The 16740-nt window shown below is 56.4% G+C and carries 18 protein-coding genes; 7 read left to right on the top strand and 11 right to left on the bottom strand.

From position 1 onward, the window contains the following. Positions 1-8 precede the first annotated feature (8 nt). A complete protein-coding gene (locus P0120_13650; GenBank protein MDF0675363.1) occupies positions 9-518 on the bottom strand; it encodes a DUF2314 domain-containing protein in 510 nt (169 codons plus the stop codon). 244 nt (positions 519-762) lie between these two features. On the opposite strand from P0120_13650, the gene P0120_13645 reads away from it, so the two are divergent. From P0120_13645 to P0120_13630, 4 genes are all read left to right on the top strand, one after another. Beyond that, positions 763-1569, top strand: a complete 807-nt coding sequence (locus tag P0120_13645; protein ID MDF0675362.1) for a transglycosylase SLT domain-containing protein — start codon at positions 763-765, stop codon at positions 1567-1569. 189 nt (positions 1570-1758) lie between these two features. Then, a complete protein-coding gene (locus P0120_13640; protein ID MDF0675361.1) occupies positions 1759-3015 on the top strand; it encodes an MFS transporter in 1257 nt (418 codons plus the stop codon). Between the two features lie 64 nt (positions 3016-3079). Next, positions 3080-4483 (top strand): cytochrome P450, encoded by a 1404-nt coding sequence (locus P0120_13635; GenBank protein MDF0675360.1) that lies wholly within the window; start codon positions 3080-3082, stop codon positions 4481-4483. A gap of 105 nt (positions 4484-4588) precedes the next feature. After that, complete coding sequence (locus tag P0120_13630) at positions 4589-5788, top strand: hypothetical protein (GenBank protein MDF0675359.1); 1200 nt, start codon at positions 4589-4591, stop codon at positions 5786-5788. A gap of 39 nt (positions 5789-5827) precedes the next feature. Here P0120_13630 and P0120_13625 read toward each other — a convergent pair whose 3' ends face one another. Beyond that, positions 5828-6133, bottom strand: a complete 306-nt coding sequence (locus tag P0120_13625) for a hypothetical protein (GenBank protein MDF0675358.1) — start codon at positions 6131-6133, stop codon at positions 5828-5830. Positions 6134-6278: 145 nt separating this feature from the next. On the opposite strand from P0120_13625, the gene P0120_13620 reads away from it, so the two are divergent. Continuing rightward, positions 6279-6422 (top strand): hypothetical protein, encoded by a 144-nt coding sequence (locus P0120_13620; protein ID MDF0675357.1) that lies wholly within the window; start codon positions 6279-6281, stop codon positions 6420-6422. Positions 6423-6946: 524 nt separating this feature from the next. Here the strand turns inward: P0120_13620 and P0120_13615 are convergent. From P0120_13615 to P0120_13600, 4 genes are all read right to left on the bottom strand, one after another. After that, entirely contained in the window at positions 6947-9238 is a 2292-nt protein-coding gene (locus P0120_13615; GenBank protein ID MDF0675356.1) for a 6-phosphofructokinase, read from the bottom strand. A 592-nt stretch (positions 9239-9830) separates the two neighbouring features. After that, positions 9831-9989 (bottom strand): hypothetical protein, encoded by a 159-nt coding sequence (locus P0120_13610; protein ID MDF0675355.1) that lies wholly within the window; start codon positions 9987-9989, stop codon positions 9831-9833. A 140-nt stretch (positions 9990-10129) separates the two neighbouring features. After that, positions 10130-10342, bottom strand: coding sequence for a hypothetical protein (locus P0120_13605; GenBank protein MDF0675354.1), 213 nt, complete (start codon positions 10340-10342; stop codon positions 10130-10132). Between the two features lie 6 nt (positions 10343-10348). Further along, positions 10349-10765 carry a class I SAM-dependent methyltransferase gene (locus tag P0120_13600; protein ID MDF0675353.1) on the bottom strand — a complete coding sequence of 139 codons (417 nt, stop codon included), beginning with the start codon at positions 10763-10765 and terminating at the stop codon, positions 10349-10351. 222 nt (positions 10766-10987) lie between these two features. Between P0120_13600 and P0120_13595 the strand changes: the two genes are divergently transcribed. Together P0120_13595 and P0120_13590 are read left to right on the top strand one after the other, a co-directional pair. Continuing rightward, positions 10988-11236, top strand: coding sequence for a hypothetical protein (locus tag P0120_13595; GenBank protein ID MDF0675352.1), 249 nt, complete (start codon positions 10988-10990; stop codon positions 11234-11236). Between the two features lie 21 nt (positions 11237-11257). Then, positions 11258-11656 (top strand): hypothetical protein, encoded by a 399-nt coding sequence (locus P0120_13590; GenBank protein MDF0675351.1) that lies wholly within the window; start codon positions 11258-11260, stop codon positions 11654-11656. Positions 11657-11754: 98 nt separating this feature from the next. Here P0120_13590 and P0120_13585 read toward each other — a convergent pair whose 3' ends face one another. From P0120_13585 to P0120_13565, 5 genes are all read right to left on the bottom strand, one after another. Next, positions 11755-12720 (bottom strand): urease accessory protein UreD, encoded by a 966-nt coding sequence (locus tag P0120_13585; GenBank protein ID MDF0675350.1) that lies wholly within the window; start codon positions 12718-12720, stop codon positions 11755-11757. Beyond that, positions 12717-13388 (bottom strand): urease accessory protein UreG, encoded by a 672-nt coding sequence (gene ureG / locus P0120_13580; protein ID MDF0675349.1) that lies wholly within the window; start codon positions 13386-13388, stop codon positions 12717-12719. The genes P0120_13585 and ureG overlap by 4 nt, the downstream gene beginning before the upstream one ends. Positions 13389-13479: 91 nt before the next feature. Next, the gene (locus tag P0120_13575; GenBank protein ID MDF0675348.1) at positions 13480-14166 is read right to left on the bottom strand and encodes an urease accessory UreF family protein; all 687 of its coding nucleotides are present in this window, start codon (positions 14164-14166) and stop codon (positions 13480-13482) included. Positions 14167-14249: 83 nt separating this feature from the next. Continuing rightward, positions 14250-15974 carry an urease subunit alpha gene (ureC, locus tag P0120_13570; GenBank protein ID MDF0675347.1) on the bottom strand — a complete coding sequence of 575 codons (1725 nt, stop codon included), beginning with the start codon at positions 15972-15974 and terminating at the stop codon, positions 14250-14252. Then, complete coding sequence (locus P0120_13565) at positions 15971-16423, bottom strand: urease subunit beta (protein ID MDF0675346.1); 453 nt, start codon at positions 16421-16423, stop codon at positions 15971-15973. The genes ureC and P0120_13565 overlap by 4 nt, the downstream gene beginning before the upstream one ends. Positions 16424-16740 lie beyond the last annotated feature (317 nt).

Raw genomic sequence — 16740 nt, 5'->3', positions numbered from 1 at the left:
ATGCGACATCAACGATCGCATTCGAGGCCATATTGCTTCTGAATGGATTCTGCGACCCCTGGCGGCTCCTTGGTGAGGAGCGCGCAGGTGGTGAAATTGCCGACAACCTTCTTCTTACTCCTATCGATGTACGTCCAATCGACGATCTCCGTCTTGGCGAATGAGTACGACTGTCCCTTCTTAACTGAGCGGATTATCGGGAGGTTGTCGATCCGTCCAGACCAGAGATCTCCTTGTCCTTTCAGATTGGAAACCCACAGATATTCATGGTTGTCGCCTTCGCTCACTCTGACCTTGACCGAATACTGGTCGGTGTTGGGCGGCGGTGACCCGGCTTTTCGAAGAAAATCTTCCAAGCCCGTCCGGGCGCGTTCCATGGCCTTCTGCATCGCAGGGTCCTCATCACTCATCTCGACCGCACTGTCCTTCTTGGCCTTGTCAGTGAAGGATTGGGAAAACACAGATGGCGATATCAGGAGAACCACCAACGCAACACTCAAGACCGCAAGTCGTTGCATACAAACCTCCCACAAACAAACATGCGCACCGTGGATGAGATGAGTCAGTCATGTCTCGGCCATATTGACGCCGTCCAAGCTACAATGCAAGATTGTTCACACATTCAGCGTCTCACAGAACTGTTGCATCCATCCACCCCCCACCTCTGACAGGAAGAATTCATCTGTTTTCTGTTACTCTGCCGACATGCCTCGTCGCCGCCACACCCATCCTCGCCCCCGCCATCCTCATCCATTGAGGTCGATGGCGCGCTTCGCTCACCGGCAGTGGCAGAATCTCTGCTTGTTTCTCCGGGCCGTCGGCCGAACGCCACCCATGACGCGGTTGGGAATCACTGCACTCCTTCTCTTCGTGATCCTGTTGGGTATCAATTGGGCCTATCACACGTTCTACAAACCGACAGAATTGTTCTTTCCGGTGGAGAATGCGCTCACGAAGAGTCCCCGCGAAACGTGGCGAGAATACGGCGTGTTGTTTGAGGCACATTCGACAGCGATTATTACACCCGAACTGCTCGCCGCCTTAGCCCAAGCCGAGGGGTCCGGTAATCCCGTGGCGCGAACCTACTGGCGGTGGAGATTCGTCTCGTCGAATCCCCTAGACTGGTACCAACCGGCCTCGACGGCAGTGGGCATGTTGCAAATCACCGACGGCACGTTTCAAGAAGGGAAGCGTTATTGTATCCACAACCATGTGGTCGTCGAAGACGGGCCTTGGCACAACTTCAACTCCTGCTGGTTCAACAGCCTCTACACCAGGGTCATGCCGGGCCACGCAATCGAGATGACCGCCGCCTATCTTGACCGTCACGTAGCGAAAGCGGTTGGAGATCGACCGGCGACGTTCCAACAGAAGCAGGACCTGGCCGCGGTCATCCATCTCTGCGGTGCCGGGGCGGGCCGTGACTACGCAAAGCGGAACTTTCGTCTCCTGGCCAACCAGCGCTGCGGTGACCATGATGTGAAAGCTTACCTCACGAGAGTCAGAGCCATGCAACGTAGCTTTGCCATGTTGGCGGTCGGAGCGATCCCCACCAGTATCCATCGTTGAGCCGGTGAGGTTGATACCAACTTGGTGGGATGAAAACGAAGCAACCCGGTCTCCCCGCCTCACTGTGAAAGCATCTCACAGGCGTCGGACTATCCATTCATGCTATGGTGGCCGCGGCAATGTGGCCCTGTTGTACGAGGGTGCCTGTTCTTGGGTTCAGACGGACCAAAATCATTGCGGAGAACGGTCTTGGCCGGTGCGATCGGTAATGTGCTGGAGTGGTATGACTTTGCCCTCTTTGGATATTTCGCACCGGTCTTGTCTCGTCTCTTTTTTCCTGCTTCGGATCCGTCGTTGTCGTTAATCGCCACCTTCGGTGTGTTCGCCGTCGGCTTTCTCGCCAGGCCACTGGGTGCGCTACTGTTCGGGTACTGGGGCGATACCAGAGGACGACGCGCGGCCTTGGCCTGGTCCATCATTCTGATGGCGTTGCCCACCTGCTTGGTCGGCTTATTGCCGACCTATGTCCAGATCGGTCTTGCCGCACCGCTCGCGCTTACAGCCCTTCGCTTTCTTCAGGGCCTGTCCGTCGGCGGCGAATTCACCGGCTCGGTCACATTTCTCGTTGAACATGCGTCGTCGACCGAGCGAGGTTACATCGGCAGTTGGGCGGGGTTCAGTGCACAGATCGGTGCGCTGCTGGGCTCCGCTGTCGGCACCGTGGCGACTGCAAGCCTCTCATCGGAAGCACTGCAGCAATGGGGATGGCGCATCCCGTTCGTGGCTGGAAGTGTGATCGCGTTGGTCGGCTGGTATCTTCGGCAGCGCATTCCCGAGTCGCCGGCTTTTGAACGGCTGCAACAAGAAGGTGTGGTGTCCTCGTCACCGGTCCGTGAGTTGCTTGTATCGCACCGCGCGCCGCTTCTACAAGTGATTGGTCTTGTTCTGTTACATGGCGTCGGGTTCTACATCTTCTATGTGTTTCTCCCCAGCTATCTGATCAAAGTCACCGACCTTCCGATGGAAACGACACTGCTGATCAACACGATGTGCATGGCTCTGTTGGCGATGCTGATTCCGTTCATGGGCAAGCTCTCCGATCGAGTCGGGCATCGATCGGTACTGGCCGCCGGTGCCGCAGGTCTTGCCCTCGGCACAGTTCCGTTCTTCGCTTGGCTGAGCAGCGGTCATCTTGCACTGATCGTCACGGCCCAAGTCCTCATTACGCTGTTCGTGTCGGCCTATATGGGGCCGTTCTTTGCCATCGTGGCGACTCTCTTTCCAGTCGCGCACCGCTACACAGGCCTCTCGATTTCCTACAATATTGCCTCGGCCCTGTTCGGAGGCACCGCACCGTTGATCGCCACGGTGATTATGGAGCGGAGCGGAAGTGCGTTTGCCCCTGGATGGTATGTCAGTCTCTGTGCCGTGCTGTCCTTGATCGCACTGTCCACGATTCGTGAGGAGATGAAAGTGGAAGCAGAGGTTCCAGCTCGAACCCACTGACAGCGGCAACCAGACATACGGTATTTTTCATGAGCGCGGCGTAGGCAACATCATCGATCAGACGATGTCAGCACCAACCCTTTCCGGTCCACCGGTCTCTCGCTGGTGGGGATGTTTCCCCGAACTTCGTCGTGACACGCTCGATTTTCTCTTGCGTTGTCAGGCCTACGGCGACGTAGTCAAGCTCCCGATGGGTCTTGTCGTCGAACTGCTGTTGCGGCAGCGTGATGCCGCCATGTATGTACTGAACCATCCCGCCGACGTCAAGCATGTGCTGGTGACGAATCAGGACAACTATCGGAAGGCTCCGGTCGCCCCGGCCGAATCGCGCATCTTCGGTCAGGGCGTGCTCCACACGGAGGGCGAGACCCATCATCGTCAGCGGCGACTGTTCCTACCCTTCTTTCACGGAAACCATGTCACGGCCTACGCCGACCTGATCACGGGCAAGGCTCACGACCTCGTGGGACAGTGGCAAGATGGAACGACGATCGATATCGGACAGGCGATGGCACAGCTCACCCTCTCGGTGATCTGGCGTCTACTCTTCGGACTCGAAGTCGGTACTGAAGCCACGACGATACGGGAGACCATCGCGGCCGGCCAAAGCTTGATCAAGCGACAATATGACTCTCTGCTGGCGAGTTTAACTCCTCTGTGGGTTCCGACAAAACTTCATCGCCGGTTCACCCGTGGTTTCCGCTCGATAGAGGCGATGATACGCCGATTGATCGACGAAAGACGGACGGTAACTCGTCAAGGTAATGAGGACATGCTGTCGCTGTTGTTCGCTGCAACAGATGCAGAAGGTCGCCCGTTGAGTGATGAAGAGATCCGTGACGAACTTGTGACGTTCTTGCTGGCCGGCCACGAAACCACCGCTCATGCGCTCACCTGGACCTGGTTTTTGCTGTCGCAACATCAGCCGGTACGGGAGCGACTGACTCGCGAAGTGAGCGAGGTTGTCGGTGACCGCCTTCCAACCGCCGCGGATGTGCCGCGCCTACGATATACGAAAATGGTCTGGGACGAGTCGCTTCGGCTCTACCCTCCCGCCTGGACCTTGCACACCCGTGTCAACCATGGAGAGGACCGACTTCCATCCGGGGCGGTGCTTCCGCCCGGTGCATGGGTGTTCATCAGCCCCTGGAGCCTGCACCGCAATGCGCGATGGTTCCCTGATCCCGATCGATTTGACCCTGAGCGGTTTTCAGAAGCGGCTAACCGCACCCGCCCACCGTTCAGTTATATCCCGTTCGGTGCCGGTGGACGCCGCTGCCTCGGAGAGTCCTTTGCGGAGCTGGAAGGCCTGCTGATTTTGGCCACCATGGCATCGAAAATTTGTTTGCGCTCGGTCGAAGAACAAACAATCCAGCCGGAGGCAGGCATGACGTTGCGCCAGAATGTCCCGATTCTGATGACTGTCCAACGGCTCGGTAGCTCCGAACCGCATCCCGCCGTCACGTAAATGACTCCGATGGTCCGCCTGTAATCTGGTGCTAGGCATCGCTCAGGGGATATGGTACAAATCACGTCCGGTCGTGCCCACTGCTCGAAGCGAGACCATCCCCCGATGACACCAGTGATTTCGATCTCTAGGCTGTTCGCCTTCGTGTGTGTCGCTTGTCAGATGCTGCTGTCAGGCTGTCTCTCGCCTATCACCTTGAATCGCGCCGTGATCGCCTATGATGATGCCATTACCGAGTCACAATCCAAGCAACTGCTCGTGAACATCGCCAGAGCGCAGCACCATCAGCCGATTCACTTTTCCGGCGTCTCCAACATTGCGGCGACCTTCGATTTTCGTCTCACGGCCGGCGCCACCCCGGCTCTCGCTGGTTTGGCTAGTACGCAGATCATGCCCCTCATCATGGGAACCATAGCCGAGAATCCGACCATCAGCATCGCGCCGATCGAAGGAGAAGAGTTTACCAAGCGCTTGCTCACCCCGTTTCACGAATCAAAACTGACGCTGCTCCTGCGGCAGGGCGTCGATATCGATCTCCTCCTCCGACTGATGGCCAAGGAGCTCCGGGTGAAACACAATGACGGAGTTGTTGCCTATCGAAATGATCCGTCCGATAAGATCGGCTACGAGATGTTCCGGCGGGAGGTCCTCCATCTCTCGGCCATTCAAGATCACAACAGCCTCCATGTGGAACCGATGATGATCGAACGAAAGTGGACGATCCCCGCCGACTCGGTCACGGCGGAAGGATTCAAAGCGCTCGAACAGGAATACCAGGTGGAGTATAACCGGCAGAACAAGACGTACACGTTGCGGAAACAAATTGAAGGCGGCACGCTGATCACTAATTACGACCCCGATTCGCTGTCCAAGGAAGAACGGCTCCGCTTGCAGCATGAGAACGAACAGGGACTCGGTCACGACGTGACCTTTGATATTCGCCCGGGGCATTTTGGCGGGGATTGGCCGATCAGAGGCGACTTTCGATTGCGAAGCTTCAACGCCATGTTGAACTTTCTTGGGGAATCCATCGCTGAAGAGCCGGAGTACCATGTCGACAAAGATCCCCGTACTCCTGAGGTGACGGAGAATCCCGTCAAGACGCTGGACCTGATCGTGTCGCCGTCGGCGCCGACGGGATTGGATCTCGTGATGAAATCCCATGGGAACTATTACGCCGTCAATACGACCGGGCCACAGGCGCGCTGGAACCGCGAAGCATTCAAGCTCTTGTCGCAACTGTTCCAGATGACCGTCACCGAGATTTCTAGGGCCGGCGTACCGAGCATTACGATCGCCAAGTAGAGAAGGTGTTCACCACGTTCGACAAGAACGCGACAGGCGTTATGCGTCGACGTGATCGAGATTGGGTTTCGGAGGTCGCCGACCCCGGAGATAGATGATGGCAGGAAAGAGCATGGTCGTACCGGGGAAAATCAATCGATATCCCCACCAGGGCAAGCTCGGGCGAAAAAATCCCAAACCAACGGTCAGCAGAATCGACGCCAAGATTCCGTAGAGATAGGCCGGAACCAGCGTCGTGGAATGATCTTCACTTCGCTGTCTTGAGGCAGCAATGAACCCCTTGATGAGGAGATAGACGGAAAAGATGAGACAGGCAGTCCCGTAATACGCGGCGTATTCTTGCATAAACCGTCCTGGGTTGATATTCCTACGAGGTCGTTGGGCAGATCATTTATAGCGTATCGCCTCTGCCCTTGTCGAGCCGGACGTCAGGTTCTTGTAGCCCCTTCGGTCCACCAGTCAGTTCTTTCTTGCCTCTACGACCAACCGAATGATTCTGGCCGCGGTCTCTGACCAATTGGCCTACCGTCTTATCGACGCTTTTACACGATTTCGATTGGAACAAGAGACCGTCAAAGACGGTAACATCTTCCCGCTCCATGTCTTTGTGCCGCCCTGCGAGCAAGCAGTCTAACCGAGCCTGACGCTGCCGCGAGCGGCACCGGAAACCTGTGTTCAGTCTGAACTATCGCGACGTCAGGTTTCGAACAACCTATTTCATGGTTTGAGACTCTGGGACCCTGCAGGAATACGGAAGCGCAGGGCAAGAAATGGAGCAGAAAAACTCTGGCCCTCAGCAAGTTGCCCCCTGAAGGCCTTGCAAGAATATGCGTCTCGACGGAGCGCACTCGGCGCTTTCACGTGGAGACGAGCGCTACGGTCTGATCTCCCATAGCAGATAGACCAACCCGACGACGATTGCTGACACGATGACAATATGCATGGACACATCCTCCCTGACGTTGATCGTGAAACCGTACCTCACGCCGGAAACCAGCGCTCTGATTATGGGTATCGTGAGATCGGTTTTCAGGCAACTGATTTCAAGGTTTTCGATATCCGGTGAGCGGGACATGGCGACCGGGGGGAAACGACTCTCAGTATGGACTCACGTCAACCCATTGAGGGTGGAGCTTCTTCGATGGGGCATGCTGAGGGTTATGAGATGTGAGTGTTGCCATGCATCCGACTGAAGACGTCCCAGTCGAACTGCTTGGGTGTCACGGCATGAAGTGGAATCGGCCCGATTGATCCCCGTTCACGGTAGGCCAAGAGACATCCGACGATGTCCTCGGGTGACTCGATCAGTCGGTGCACCGCCTCATGAGCAAGATGTTGGGCCATCACCTTGTCCTCCGGTATGGGCCGGGCGCCTCTGAGGGTGTGGCCAAGGATGGTGGCTTTGGTGGCGAGTGTGAGCGGATAGTGACCTGGTGAAGCATGCCGCTCCGGCCATCGGGCGATCACACCGCCCACATAGTCGACAAGACCATGGACGCCACCATCCTTGTGATGCCGATGCGGCGTACGTTCGGCGACGACGAACAAGTGGCTCTTGTTCGGCACTCCCAATGTCCGCTTGAGCGTCCCGAGGATCACGTCATCGATATAGGCATTCGGGTCGGGATGTTCATTGACCAACAATCCTTCGGCTCTTGCCTGATACGCACAGGCCAGCGCCAGATGGCCTGACCCAGCACCCATGACCTCCACAAAGAACACCGTGCCCATCGCGGCACTGGTGGCTTTGAGGGATTCAATCGACTGATCCGCCAACGCCACGGCGGACTGAAATCCGAGAGAAATCGTACCTTCAATATTATTGTCGATACTGCCCGGAATGCCGACCACCTGCGCTCCGAATCCTTCGTAAATGGCTCGAGCGCCCCGCATGCTACCATCGCCGCCCAACACCACCAAGACGCCGTCACGCAGGTACGGTTCCAGGTGCCGCATGGCCACCTGCAACACCGTCTCTTGCTTGAATTCCTCAAAACGGCTGCTGCCGATGGGGCTGCTCGGATGGCTGCTCATGCCGCGGGTGTGCGCTTCGGTGACTCGTTCAATCCAATTGTTGGCCAGACCGAGATAGCCGTGCCGGACGAAATAGACCTCCAATCCCAAGCGCTGGCCGGTCACGTGCAATTCCTTTAATGCCGCACCGGCCCCGGCGAAATCACCCCCGGACACGAGGGCCACGATCCGCTTGAGTGTTCGGGGCTTGAGCGTCACGCGATCTTTCCTCGCATTCTCTACAGCCACCCACGTGTTGCGCACAACCCTCTCTCGCTCGGACAGCCCAACCGCCGTCGAGTAGCCGGATAAGCGGCCCTGTTCGAGCGTGAGCAGCACGACATTGTCTTGGCTTTCCTTGTAGTCGCTGAACTCGCTGAACGCTTCATGGAACGGCCGCGGATCCAAATAGATCATCAACGCACGCAGGGTGGAACTGTGGGTATAGAGACAGGCCACTTTGCCCTTTTGCGCATAGCCCAATCGGTGGAGACCATCGATGACGTCGACATAGAGGTCGAAGAAAGAATTACCACCCGGATAACAATACAGCGGATCTTTCATCAGTCGCTTGGCCGTGGATATCTCGACGCCGAACACGCGCGCCGCTTCTTCGACCTCCAGGGACTTCTCCAATCCCGTGACCCAACCGAAATCCGACGATTCGAGAGCCGGCTCGGCGATCGGTTCGGACGGAGAGGTTCCTTGCAGCAATGCTGTAGACACCCGTTCGTACAGTTGTCTGGTATTCGGGCTCCGGCTGATGCAATGAAGGAACGTACGAGGATCGAGGTAGTTGGTAAGGTGCAGAAAGTCGAGCTGCTGTCCCACAACGCCGATCATGCGGGCGAGCGCTGTCCCCACTGCGTCGGCTTTGGCCACCCCCCGTTCCCGGTCCAATTGGTTCGGCAGACGGCATCCGACGCGATGAGTCTTGCTGTCCACCTGCGAGACACCGTGGCGCATCGTGAAGAACAATGTTCGATCGCCCAGATCCCGTGGCAATAACCAAAATCGGTCGTCGCCCAGTTCAAGGACAATGCGGCCTTCTGCCAGCGTGGGTGTGAGCTGCGCACGGGGCACGATGGCAACAGGGCGCCGATAGGTCGGTTTGGCTACCGCCCCGATTGTAGATCGGAGTAGCTGCTGGAGCGAGCCTTCCGCAAGAAGCACGTTCCAGGCGGCAAAGAACACCAGCGGATCATCGATCAAACCTTCCCGAGCCGACCGATAGTCTCCAGCGGTTGCAAACCCGGACTTGGAACGCTCGACGAACGAGCGGAGTTGTTCCATCTTGGTGTGGACACGACCAACGTCCTCACCGGAGGCTTCTATCGGAGGAGGAACGATGAGGCCTCGCTCCGATGCTCGTTGAGCAAGGGCACGACCATAGGCAAGGAGTCCTTCAACGGTGACAAAATCTAGCGGGTGACTCATAACAGATCGCTGGTCGAACCATCAGGATTTGTAACAAGAATGCAGAGAAGCGATTCTGCACAACCCTGGTCTGATTGTCCATGCAATTTACTCAATCCTAAACCGATGCACGGAACGTAGCAAGACACGTAGGGGGGTCTCTGCATTCCCTCTGTCATCGATGTAGTTCGATAGATCACAATCCTTCGTGAACGAGCCTGCGGTTAATTTCTGTAGAGCCTCCCATCAAATTATCCATGATCGGATCGGCGATAGCCGAAATTTCTCTATCCGATTTTTCCGCTAATGTCATAAACCTTCCCTCAGCAACTTAGGCGCCTTGATAAATCGCAGGTCAGTAGTATAATGACCTCAATGTATCGAATCGCTGTCTGCCTCATTATCATAATCGGAACCGGATGGCCAAGCCTGTTGCTTGGCGGGGGGGAGGAGCCATCTCAGCAGCCTAGCGCCAGGGAACGTTTGAATCAGGTATTGGGTTCCGAAGGCGGCACTCAAGTGTACAAGGATGATCAAGGAAACGTCGAAAGCACGACCAATCTGCCTAATGGTGAGCGAATCATCACGGTGCAGCCACCGGTAAGTCCTGGGTTCAACACTGGTCCTCCCCTTCAATTGAACAATCAGACATTCCAGCTTCCTTCTCCACCTCCCGCCCCGGCTCAGCCGCCAGCACCAGACTTCCCTCAGCGGGCACGTCAGCCATTCCAGTTTCCTTCTCCACCTCCTGCTCCAGCTCAGCCGCCAGCATCAGATTTTCCGCAGAGGGCACGGTAGAAGTGTTTCAGTGATAACGTTGAACGAGCAGCATGGAGAGATTGAGACTCCATTCAAATCCAGATTGCAGGTTTACGCCATTACTCTAACAGAGGTCATATTTGCGTTGATGGTCTACAATTTCTTGGCCACAATGTACACGTGATTCAACGGGTACTGATCATGTTCAAGATGTTGGATCGTACAGCCGCCATGATGTAGCAATCGAACAAACTCAGCAACACCCAACGAGCTGTACTCAAATCGTTTGCCGCCGAATTCTCCCTGAATGCATCCTGGCTCCTTCCCATCGCCACAGGTGAACAGCAGCACGCCATCCGGTGTCAACCCGGCTCATAATTTTTCAAGAACCGGCTCGTGCGATTTCAACGGAAGATGAAAGAGGCTATCCCATGCCGTGATCAGGTCATACTGCCGTGGCAGTGACCATGTACAGACATCACCCGTCACAAACGAAACTGCGGGATAACGTTGCTTTGCCAATGCAATCATTTCCTGCGAGATGTCGAGTCCGGCGCAATCAAATCCTCGTTCCAAGAGTATTCTAAGAAATCGCCCCTCACATCCACACCCGATATCCAATGCGTGTCGCCCTGACCCGATGAATGTAAGCGTGCGTTCTATCGCCTCCACACCGTACGTCGAATTTTTCAGTTGTTGAAGCCACCATGATGCGATGGCATCGTAATTGTGAGCAGTGTCGGTCGGGTCCATCGGTTTTAGATGACCATCCCTCTCGTGCGGCATCATCGCAAGAGCTTATTCACCTTGGCATGGACTGCCTCTGCTGAAACAGTCTTGGCCTCGCCTGCACGATACTGGTCCAATCGTCGTTGCGATTCCTCAGCCCATAGACGATCTGCCTCATCTTTGCTCAACTCATCCAGACTAGGAGCCTGTCCGACATTAGCTCACGCACTTGTGTGCGGCCACGAATGTGTGTATCTACGTAGTGAGGAATGAGGCGGCTGCATGATGACGACTCGGACCTTTCGCCCCTACGAACCCGACGACCTGTGGCTGTTGCCGCCGTCGCCGCGCGACTGGTTGCCGGAGGACCACCTGGCGGACTTCGTGACGGATCTGGTGGAGACCTTGAACCGCGATCCCATCCTGGCGAGTTATGGCGGGGTGACGCGCGGCACGGCCCCCTATCATCCGCAGTTGCTGGTGAAGGTGCTGCTCTATGCCTACGCTGTTGGAGTTCCGGCGTCGCGGTAGATTGCGCGGGAACTGGAGGATGTGGCCTTTCGGGTGCTGGCGGCGAACCAGCGGCCGGATTTCCGGACGCTCAGCGACTTTCGGAAACAGCATCTGACGGCGCTGGCCGATTTGTTCGTCCAGGTGCTGAAGCTCTGTCAGCGGGCAATCCGCGACCCAGGTCTCAAACAGGCCACTCACTTTGAGAAACTCGATGAAGAACGGCAACTGGCCAAGTGGAGTCACAGCTGCAGCAGGGTCCCACTCGACGTGGATTCGCCCCCCAAACGTCTCGAGCGCAATCGCCCCCTGCTGTCCGGCCATGGCCTTGCGTGGTGCCTCACCCATTGGGTGACTCCCTTCGTACGAAACAATGTACCGCCACTCCGCTGCCAGCAAGCCTATCCCGGAGCAGGCCGTTGCTTCAACTGCCGTTTATAGGTTCATAGGTTTATAGGTTAACGGATTCTGGTCGACTTGAACATTCGACCAAGCCGACCAAGCGCGGCGACTATAGCGGTTGCAAACGAGTTAGCTGGCTAGTATTTTCGCAACGACACAGGCGGGAGATTCAAAACCTCTTCGCGGATGACCGCCCATAAGGCATCGAGCATGTAGGTAAGGTCAGGAGCCTTTCGAGCCAGCAATTTGATTGCGAGCCCTGGAACGCTAGGTGTTGAGACTCCTCCCAAGACATGACCTGGCCGCTCATCCAAGATAGGTACGATCTTCGACTCCAATCGGCTCCAGACCTCAGATGCCATAGCATCGTTCACCACATAGAACGAGGCAACGTAGTTCCATTCTTCCGCCAGTCCAACACGACCTAAGTCCGTGGCCGGGTTAATGACGTATCGCTCAAGCAGAGAGCGGCCGCATGCCGTCGTGATTCGGATTTCGTTCTCCAGATCGGTAAAGGCCCATCGTTCCTCTCTGGCGATGCGTCCAGAAGCGACGGCGTCCCACAAGAGAAGAGTGGCACCCGGCGCCAGCGTGGCGTGAAGAATCTGTCGAAATCGTGAACCGGCAAAGGGAATCGTATGTTCGGGAAACCATTCCAAAACTGCGTCCGGCCCGATAGTGATGGTGATGTGCTGGTCAGATACCTTGTCCTCGGTCCGATAGACGCGGTTGGCAGAAGACGCGGAGATCAGCACATGCGCCTTCTTGTCCAAACTCATATCGATGGAAAGACGGTCTCCTCCAACCAGGCCGCCGGACTGATTGACCAATAGCGTGTAGGCAGCTCCGGTATCATCAAGGTAAATGGGAGGGAGCAGTTTCCAAGGCGTCGTGAAATAGGAGTACGAGATAATGGTTCGCTGCTCGAGCTTCGCGTATGCAAGCTTGAGCTCGCCGACCCGTCCGACCAATTCCGTCGCAAACCGTCCAGGGGTATTTCGTTTTCGCGAAGGCGTTCTTCTCTCAGAAGATTTTCTTTCTGGAGAAGCGGCGGTCCTCCGAGACGCACTCTTTCGTTTCCCCTCCCGAATTGGCACGGTCATGAACGCCTGGCTCGTTGAGGTATGCGTTGTTCCACCCAGGCGACGACGGTATCCAACCCTTCGCCGGAAAGGATATTCGTGAACCCGAAGGGAAGATCACCGCGCATCCGGCGGGTATCCCGATCCATGACGGACAAATCGGCACGCACATGTGGGGCTAAATCCATTTTGTTGATGACCAGGAAGTCCGATCGAGTGATCCCTGGTCCACCTTTACGAGGGATCTTGTCACCTCCCGACACATCGATCACATAGATGACATGATCCACCAGTTCAGGGCTGAAGGTCGCCGCAAGGTTGTCTCCCCCACTCTCCAAGAAGATCAACTCAACATCAGGATGACGCCGAAGCAGATCATCGATGGCCTCTTGGTTATGCGAGGCATCTTCGCGGATGGCTGTGTGGGGACATCCACCGGTCTCAACACCAAGAATCCGGTCGACCGGCAACGCCGCGCGTTTGGTCAGGATTTCCGCGTCGATTTTGGTGAAAATATCGTTGGTCACCGCGGCGAGGCTATACCGGTCACGCAATCTCTGACACAGCGCTTCGACGAGCGCCGTCTTCCCCGATCCAACGGGGCCTCCAATACCAATGACCGGAATACCTTGTTTTCGCGCTTGAGTTGGAGTCCAATTATGACTGTGTTCACGATTTAGATCATGCATGATAATCCCACGACCAGGTAGATGAGGCCAAAGGCCATCAACTGCGGGTCTATGCCTTTCTAGTAGAAACGATGCGCGTCGGCTTCGCAGATTAAGACCGAAAGAGCCTCCACTCCAGAGAGCCATGACGCATCGCATAAATATCTTGGATAGGCGACCACGAGTTCATCGCTGTATCTAAGTCAACCTCTCGACTGATCCGTTCAATCAACGGAAGCCATTCGCCCAATATGCGCTGCCCCTCATGTTGGCCGATGGGACAGAGCCGCATGGCAGCAGATATGAAGCCGACGGCAGTTTGGTACAAGAAGGCAGCCGCAGTTTCCTCTGGGCTCCAGTCACACGTGCCCATCGTGAGCCCGAACGTCACCGCGAGATGACCAGGGGCTCGATCAGCTTCTACTTCATCACGATACTCGCTAAGGATCGGTTTCGCCAGGATCTGATCCGCCGCAACCCTGATCACTTGCCGTCCCATCTGACGACTCGCCAACCGTGACTCACGACCGAGCTTTGTCGCATCCAACTCCCGATCGATGTGGGCCGCTGCATTCAGAGATCCCGTCGATGCCGCTCGATTTGCCTGTTTTGTGGCAAGAGCTTCCCGGCGGCTCATGCCGCCTCGCAGCAAATCTTCAATGTATCTGGCGAACTGATCGGAGGTCTTGACGGCGCCGCCTTGGATGGCCGCTTCTAGCCCAGAGGAAAACGCATAGCCACCGGAGGGGAAAAACGTATCGACGAACCGAAGCCCTTCCAGTAACGCGGGTGTATTCATATTGAATATCGAAAAACAAAAGCAGCCGGCCGACTACCATCACAATCCCTTGTGACCGATAGTCGAACCAGCTGCTCTGTTCGTTAAAACAAATTGTACCGTTGCGCCAGCGGCAGCACGATCGCCGGTTCGCAGGTGAGCGGCACACCATCTGCCGTCACAAGATACGTCTCCGGATTCACTTCCACTTTCAGCACCGCATCGTTCAGCTTGAGATCGCGCTTTTTCATACCACGGATATTCTTGACCGCGGCGATCCGCCTCTGCAAACCAAGCCGCTTCGGAATCTCATGGTCCAAAGCCGCTTGCGACACAAAGGTGAAGCTGGTGCTGGACAGAGCACGACCGAATGCGCCGAACATCGGTCGACTGATCGTCGGTTCCGGCGTCGGGATCGAGGCATTGGGATCGCCCATTTGCGCTTGGGCGATGAAGCCGCTCTTCAACACCATCTCCGGCTTCACGCCGAAGAACTCCGGCTTCCAGATGACGAGGTCGGCGATCTTCCCCACCTCTACGGAACCGACTTCATGAGCAATACCGTGTGTGATGGCCGGATTGATCGTGTACTTCGCCACATAACGTCTGGCCCGGAAGTTGTCGTTCTGGGCGGAATCTTTCCCGCTGGTGGGGGTGAGGTGTCCCCGCTGCATCTTCATCTTATGAGCAGTTTGCCACGTTCTGGTGATGACTTCCCCAATGCGGCCCATCGCCTGCGAGTCGGAGGACATCATGCTGATCGCGCCCATGTCATGAAGAATGTCTTCCGCCTGAATAGTCTCACGACGGATGCGTGATTCCGCAAACGCCACGTCCTCGGGGATTCGTGGATTCAGATTGTGACACACGATCAACATGTCAAGATGCTCATCCATCGTGTTGACGGTGAATGGCCTCGTGGGATTGGTCGAAGAGGGCAGCACATTCGGCTCGCCGCAAATCTTAATGATGTCCGGCGCATGACCGCCACCTGCGCCCTCCGTATGGAAGCTATGGATCGCTCTTCCCTTGATGGCCCTGATGGTGTCCTCAACAAAACCGGCTTCATTGAGCGTATCCGCATGGAGCGCCACCTGCACATCGTAATGCTCGGCCACGCTCAAACAGGTGTCGATCGCGGCCGGGGTGGTACCCCAGTCTTCGTGCAGCTTCAGCCCGATTGCACCGGCTTCGATCTGTTCATTCAATCCTTCAGGCCGAGACGCGTTGCCCTTGCCGAGATAACCGAGGTTCATAGGAATGCCCTCGGACGCTTCCAGCATGCGATGAATGTTCCATGGCCCAGGCGTACAGGTCGTCGCGGCGGTTCCGTTCGCAGGACCGGTCCCGCCGCCGATCATCGTCGTGAGGCCGGCGGAAAGCGCTTCCCAGCATTGCTGTGGACAAATGAAGTGGATATGCGTGTCGATGCCGCCGGCTGTGATGATACGGCCTTCTCCCGAAATCGCTTCCGTGCCAGGACCGATCTCCATGCCGGGCGTGACATTGGGCATGAGGTCGGAATTTCCGGCATGACCGATGCCAACGATGCGGCCGTCCTTGATACCGATGTCGGCTTTGATGACCCCGGTGTAGTCGAGGATGAGCGCACTGGTAATCACTGTGTCCAGCTGGCCGCTGCTGCTCGTGGCTCGGGCGGACTGCCCCATCCCGTCACGAATGGTCTTCCCGCCGCCGAAGACCGCTTCCTCTCCTGGAATGATCCGATCCTCTTCGACTTCGATGATGAGATCCGTGTCCCCAAGCCGGACACGATCGCCGACCGTGGGACCGTACAGGGATGCGTAATGTTTGCGTGAAATTTTCACCGTGCGCCTCCTTTCCCAAACCCACGTTCAGCAGCGAGACCGACAGCCTTGGCCTTGACCTTCGGATCATCCAACAATCCCTCAGTCAATCCGTTCACACCTTGGGCAAGCCGGTTGCCTGCAAGGGCCACGAGCGTCACCTTTTTTTCCTCACCCGGTTCAAACCGGACCGCCGTACCGGCAGGAATGCAGAGTCGGAACCCGAAGGCCTGCTCACGATCAAACTTGAGCGCACGATTGGTTTCGAAGAAGTGACAGTGAGATCCGACTTGAATTGGTCGATCACCCAGGTTCTTGACCGTCATGTCTTTTGTCTCTCGTCCTCTTAAGATCTCGATATCACCAGCCACCGTCATAATCTCGCCGGGTACGATCGGGGCAGACAGCTCGGCTTTCACCGCGGCCGATAAGGCTTCTTTCGATCTCTGCGGCGCGTCATGTTTTTTCATTTTCGCTCCTCCTGCCCCACCGACCTTTGTGATCAGCGATTCATTCGCGGCATAGGCGATGCCCTGTTGCCCAGCATTTCCCAATAGTGAGACCGCCCCGATTCCTGCCGCAACGCGCCCGCTCTGGGCGAGAAATTGCCGCCGCGACGGTCCGGTTTTTTCGGAAGTACTTCGTTTTTCCTTGTCGTCTCCAGAGTCCTGTGGGTCTTTCGCTTTCATGTTACTTCACTCCTTTCATGCCCCGTGCGCTCTACTACAATAATATGAACACTCTTCATGCTTTCTTCATGGGTCTTTTATCCACGTGGAGTACCATG

The organism is Nitrospira sp. (assembly GCA_029194675.1).
Classification (GTDB): Bacteria; Nitrospirota; Nitrospiria; order Nitrospirales; family Nitrospiraceae; genus Nitrospira_D.
The sequence above is the reverse complement of the archived record's forward strand: the minus strand, read 5'-3'. Positions and strand labels throughout refer to the sequence as shown.

Bases quoted from the DNA above. Each gene is read 5' to 3' on its own strand.
- P0120_13650 (MDF0675363.1), bottom strand. From the start codon at position 518: ATGCAACGACTTGCGGTCTTGAGTGTTGCGTTGGTGGTTCTCCTGATA.
- P0120_13645 (MDF0675362.1), top strand. From the start codon at position 763: ATGGCGCGCTTCGCTCACCGGCAGTGGCAGAATCTCTGCTTGTTTCTC.
- P0120_13635 (MDF0675360.1), top strand. From the start codon at position 3,080: ATGTCAGCACCAACCCTTTCCGGTCCACCGGTCTCTCGCTGGTGGGGA.
- P0120_13630 (MDF0675359.1), top strand. From the start codon at position 4,589: ATGACACCAGTGATTTCGATCTCTAGGCTGTTCGCCTTCGTGTGTGTC.
- P0120_13625 (MDF0675358.1), bottom strand. From the start codon at position 6,133: ATGCAAGAATACGCCGCGTATTACGGGACTGCCTGTCTCATCTTTTCC.
- P0120_13620 (MDF0675357.1), top strand. From the start codon at position 6,279: ATGATTCTGGCCGCGGTCTCTGACCAATTGGCCTACCGTCTTATCGAC.
- P0120_13615 (MDF0675356.1), bottom strand. From the start codon at position 9,238: ATGAGTCACCCGCTAGATTTTGTCACCGTTGAAGGACTCCTTGCCTAT.
- P0120_13610 (MDF0675355.1), bottom strand. From the start codon at position 9,989: ATGCTGGCGGCTGAGCTGGAGCAGGAGGTGGAGAAGGAAACTGGAATG.
- P0120_13600 (MDF0675353.1), bottom strand. From the start codon at position 10,765: ATGATGCCGCACGAGAGGGATGGTCATCTAAAACCGATGGACCCGACC.
- P0120_13595 (MDF0675352.1), top strand. From the start codon at position 10,988: ATGATGACGACTCGGACCTTTCGCCCCTACGAACCCGACGACCTGTGG.
- P0120_13585 (MDF0675350.1), bottom strand. From the start codon at position 12,720: ATGACCGTGCCAATTCGGGAGGGGAAACGAAAGAGTGCGTCTCGGAGG.
- ureG (MDF0675349.1), bottom strand. From the start codon at position 13,388: ATGCATGATCTAAATCGTGAACACAGTCATAATTGGACTCCAACTCAA.
- P0120_13575 (MDF0675348.1), bottom strand. From the start codon at position 14,166: ATGAATACACCCGCGTTACTGGAAGGGCTTCGGTTCGTCGATACGTTT.
- P0120_13565 (MDF0675346.1), bottom strand. From the start codon at position 16,423: ATGAAAAAACATGACGCGCCGCAGAGATCGAAAGAAGCCTTATCGGCC.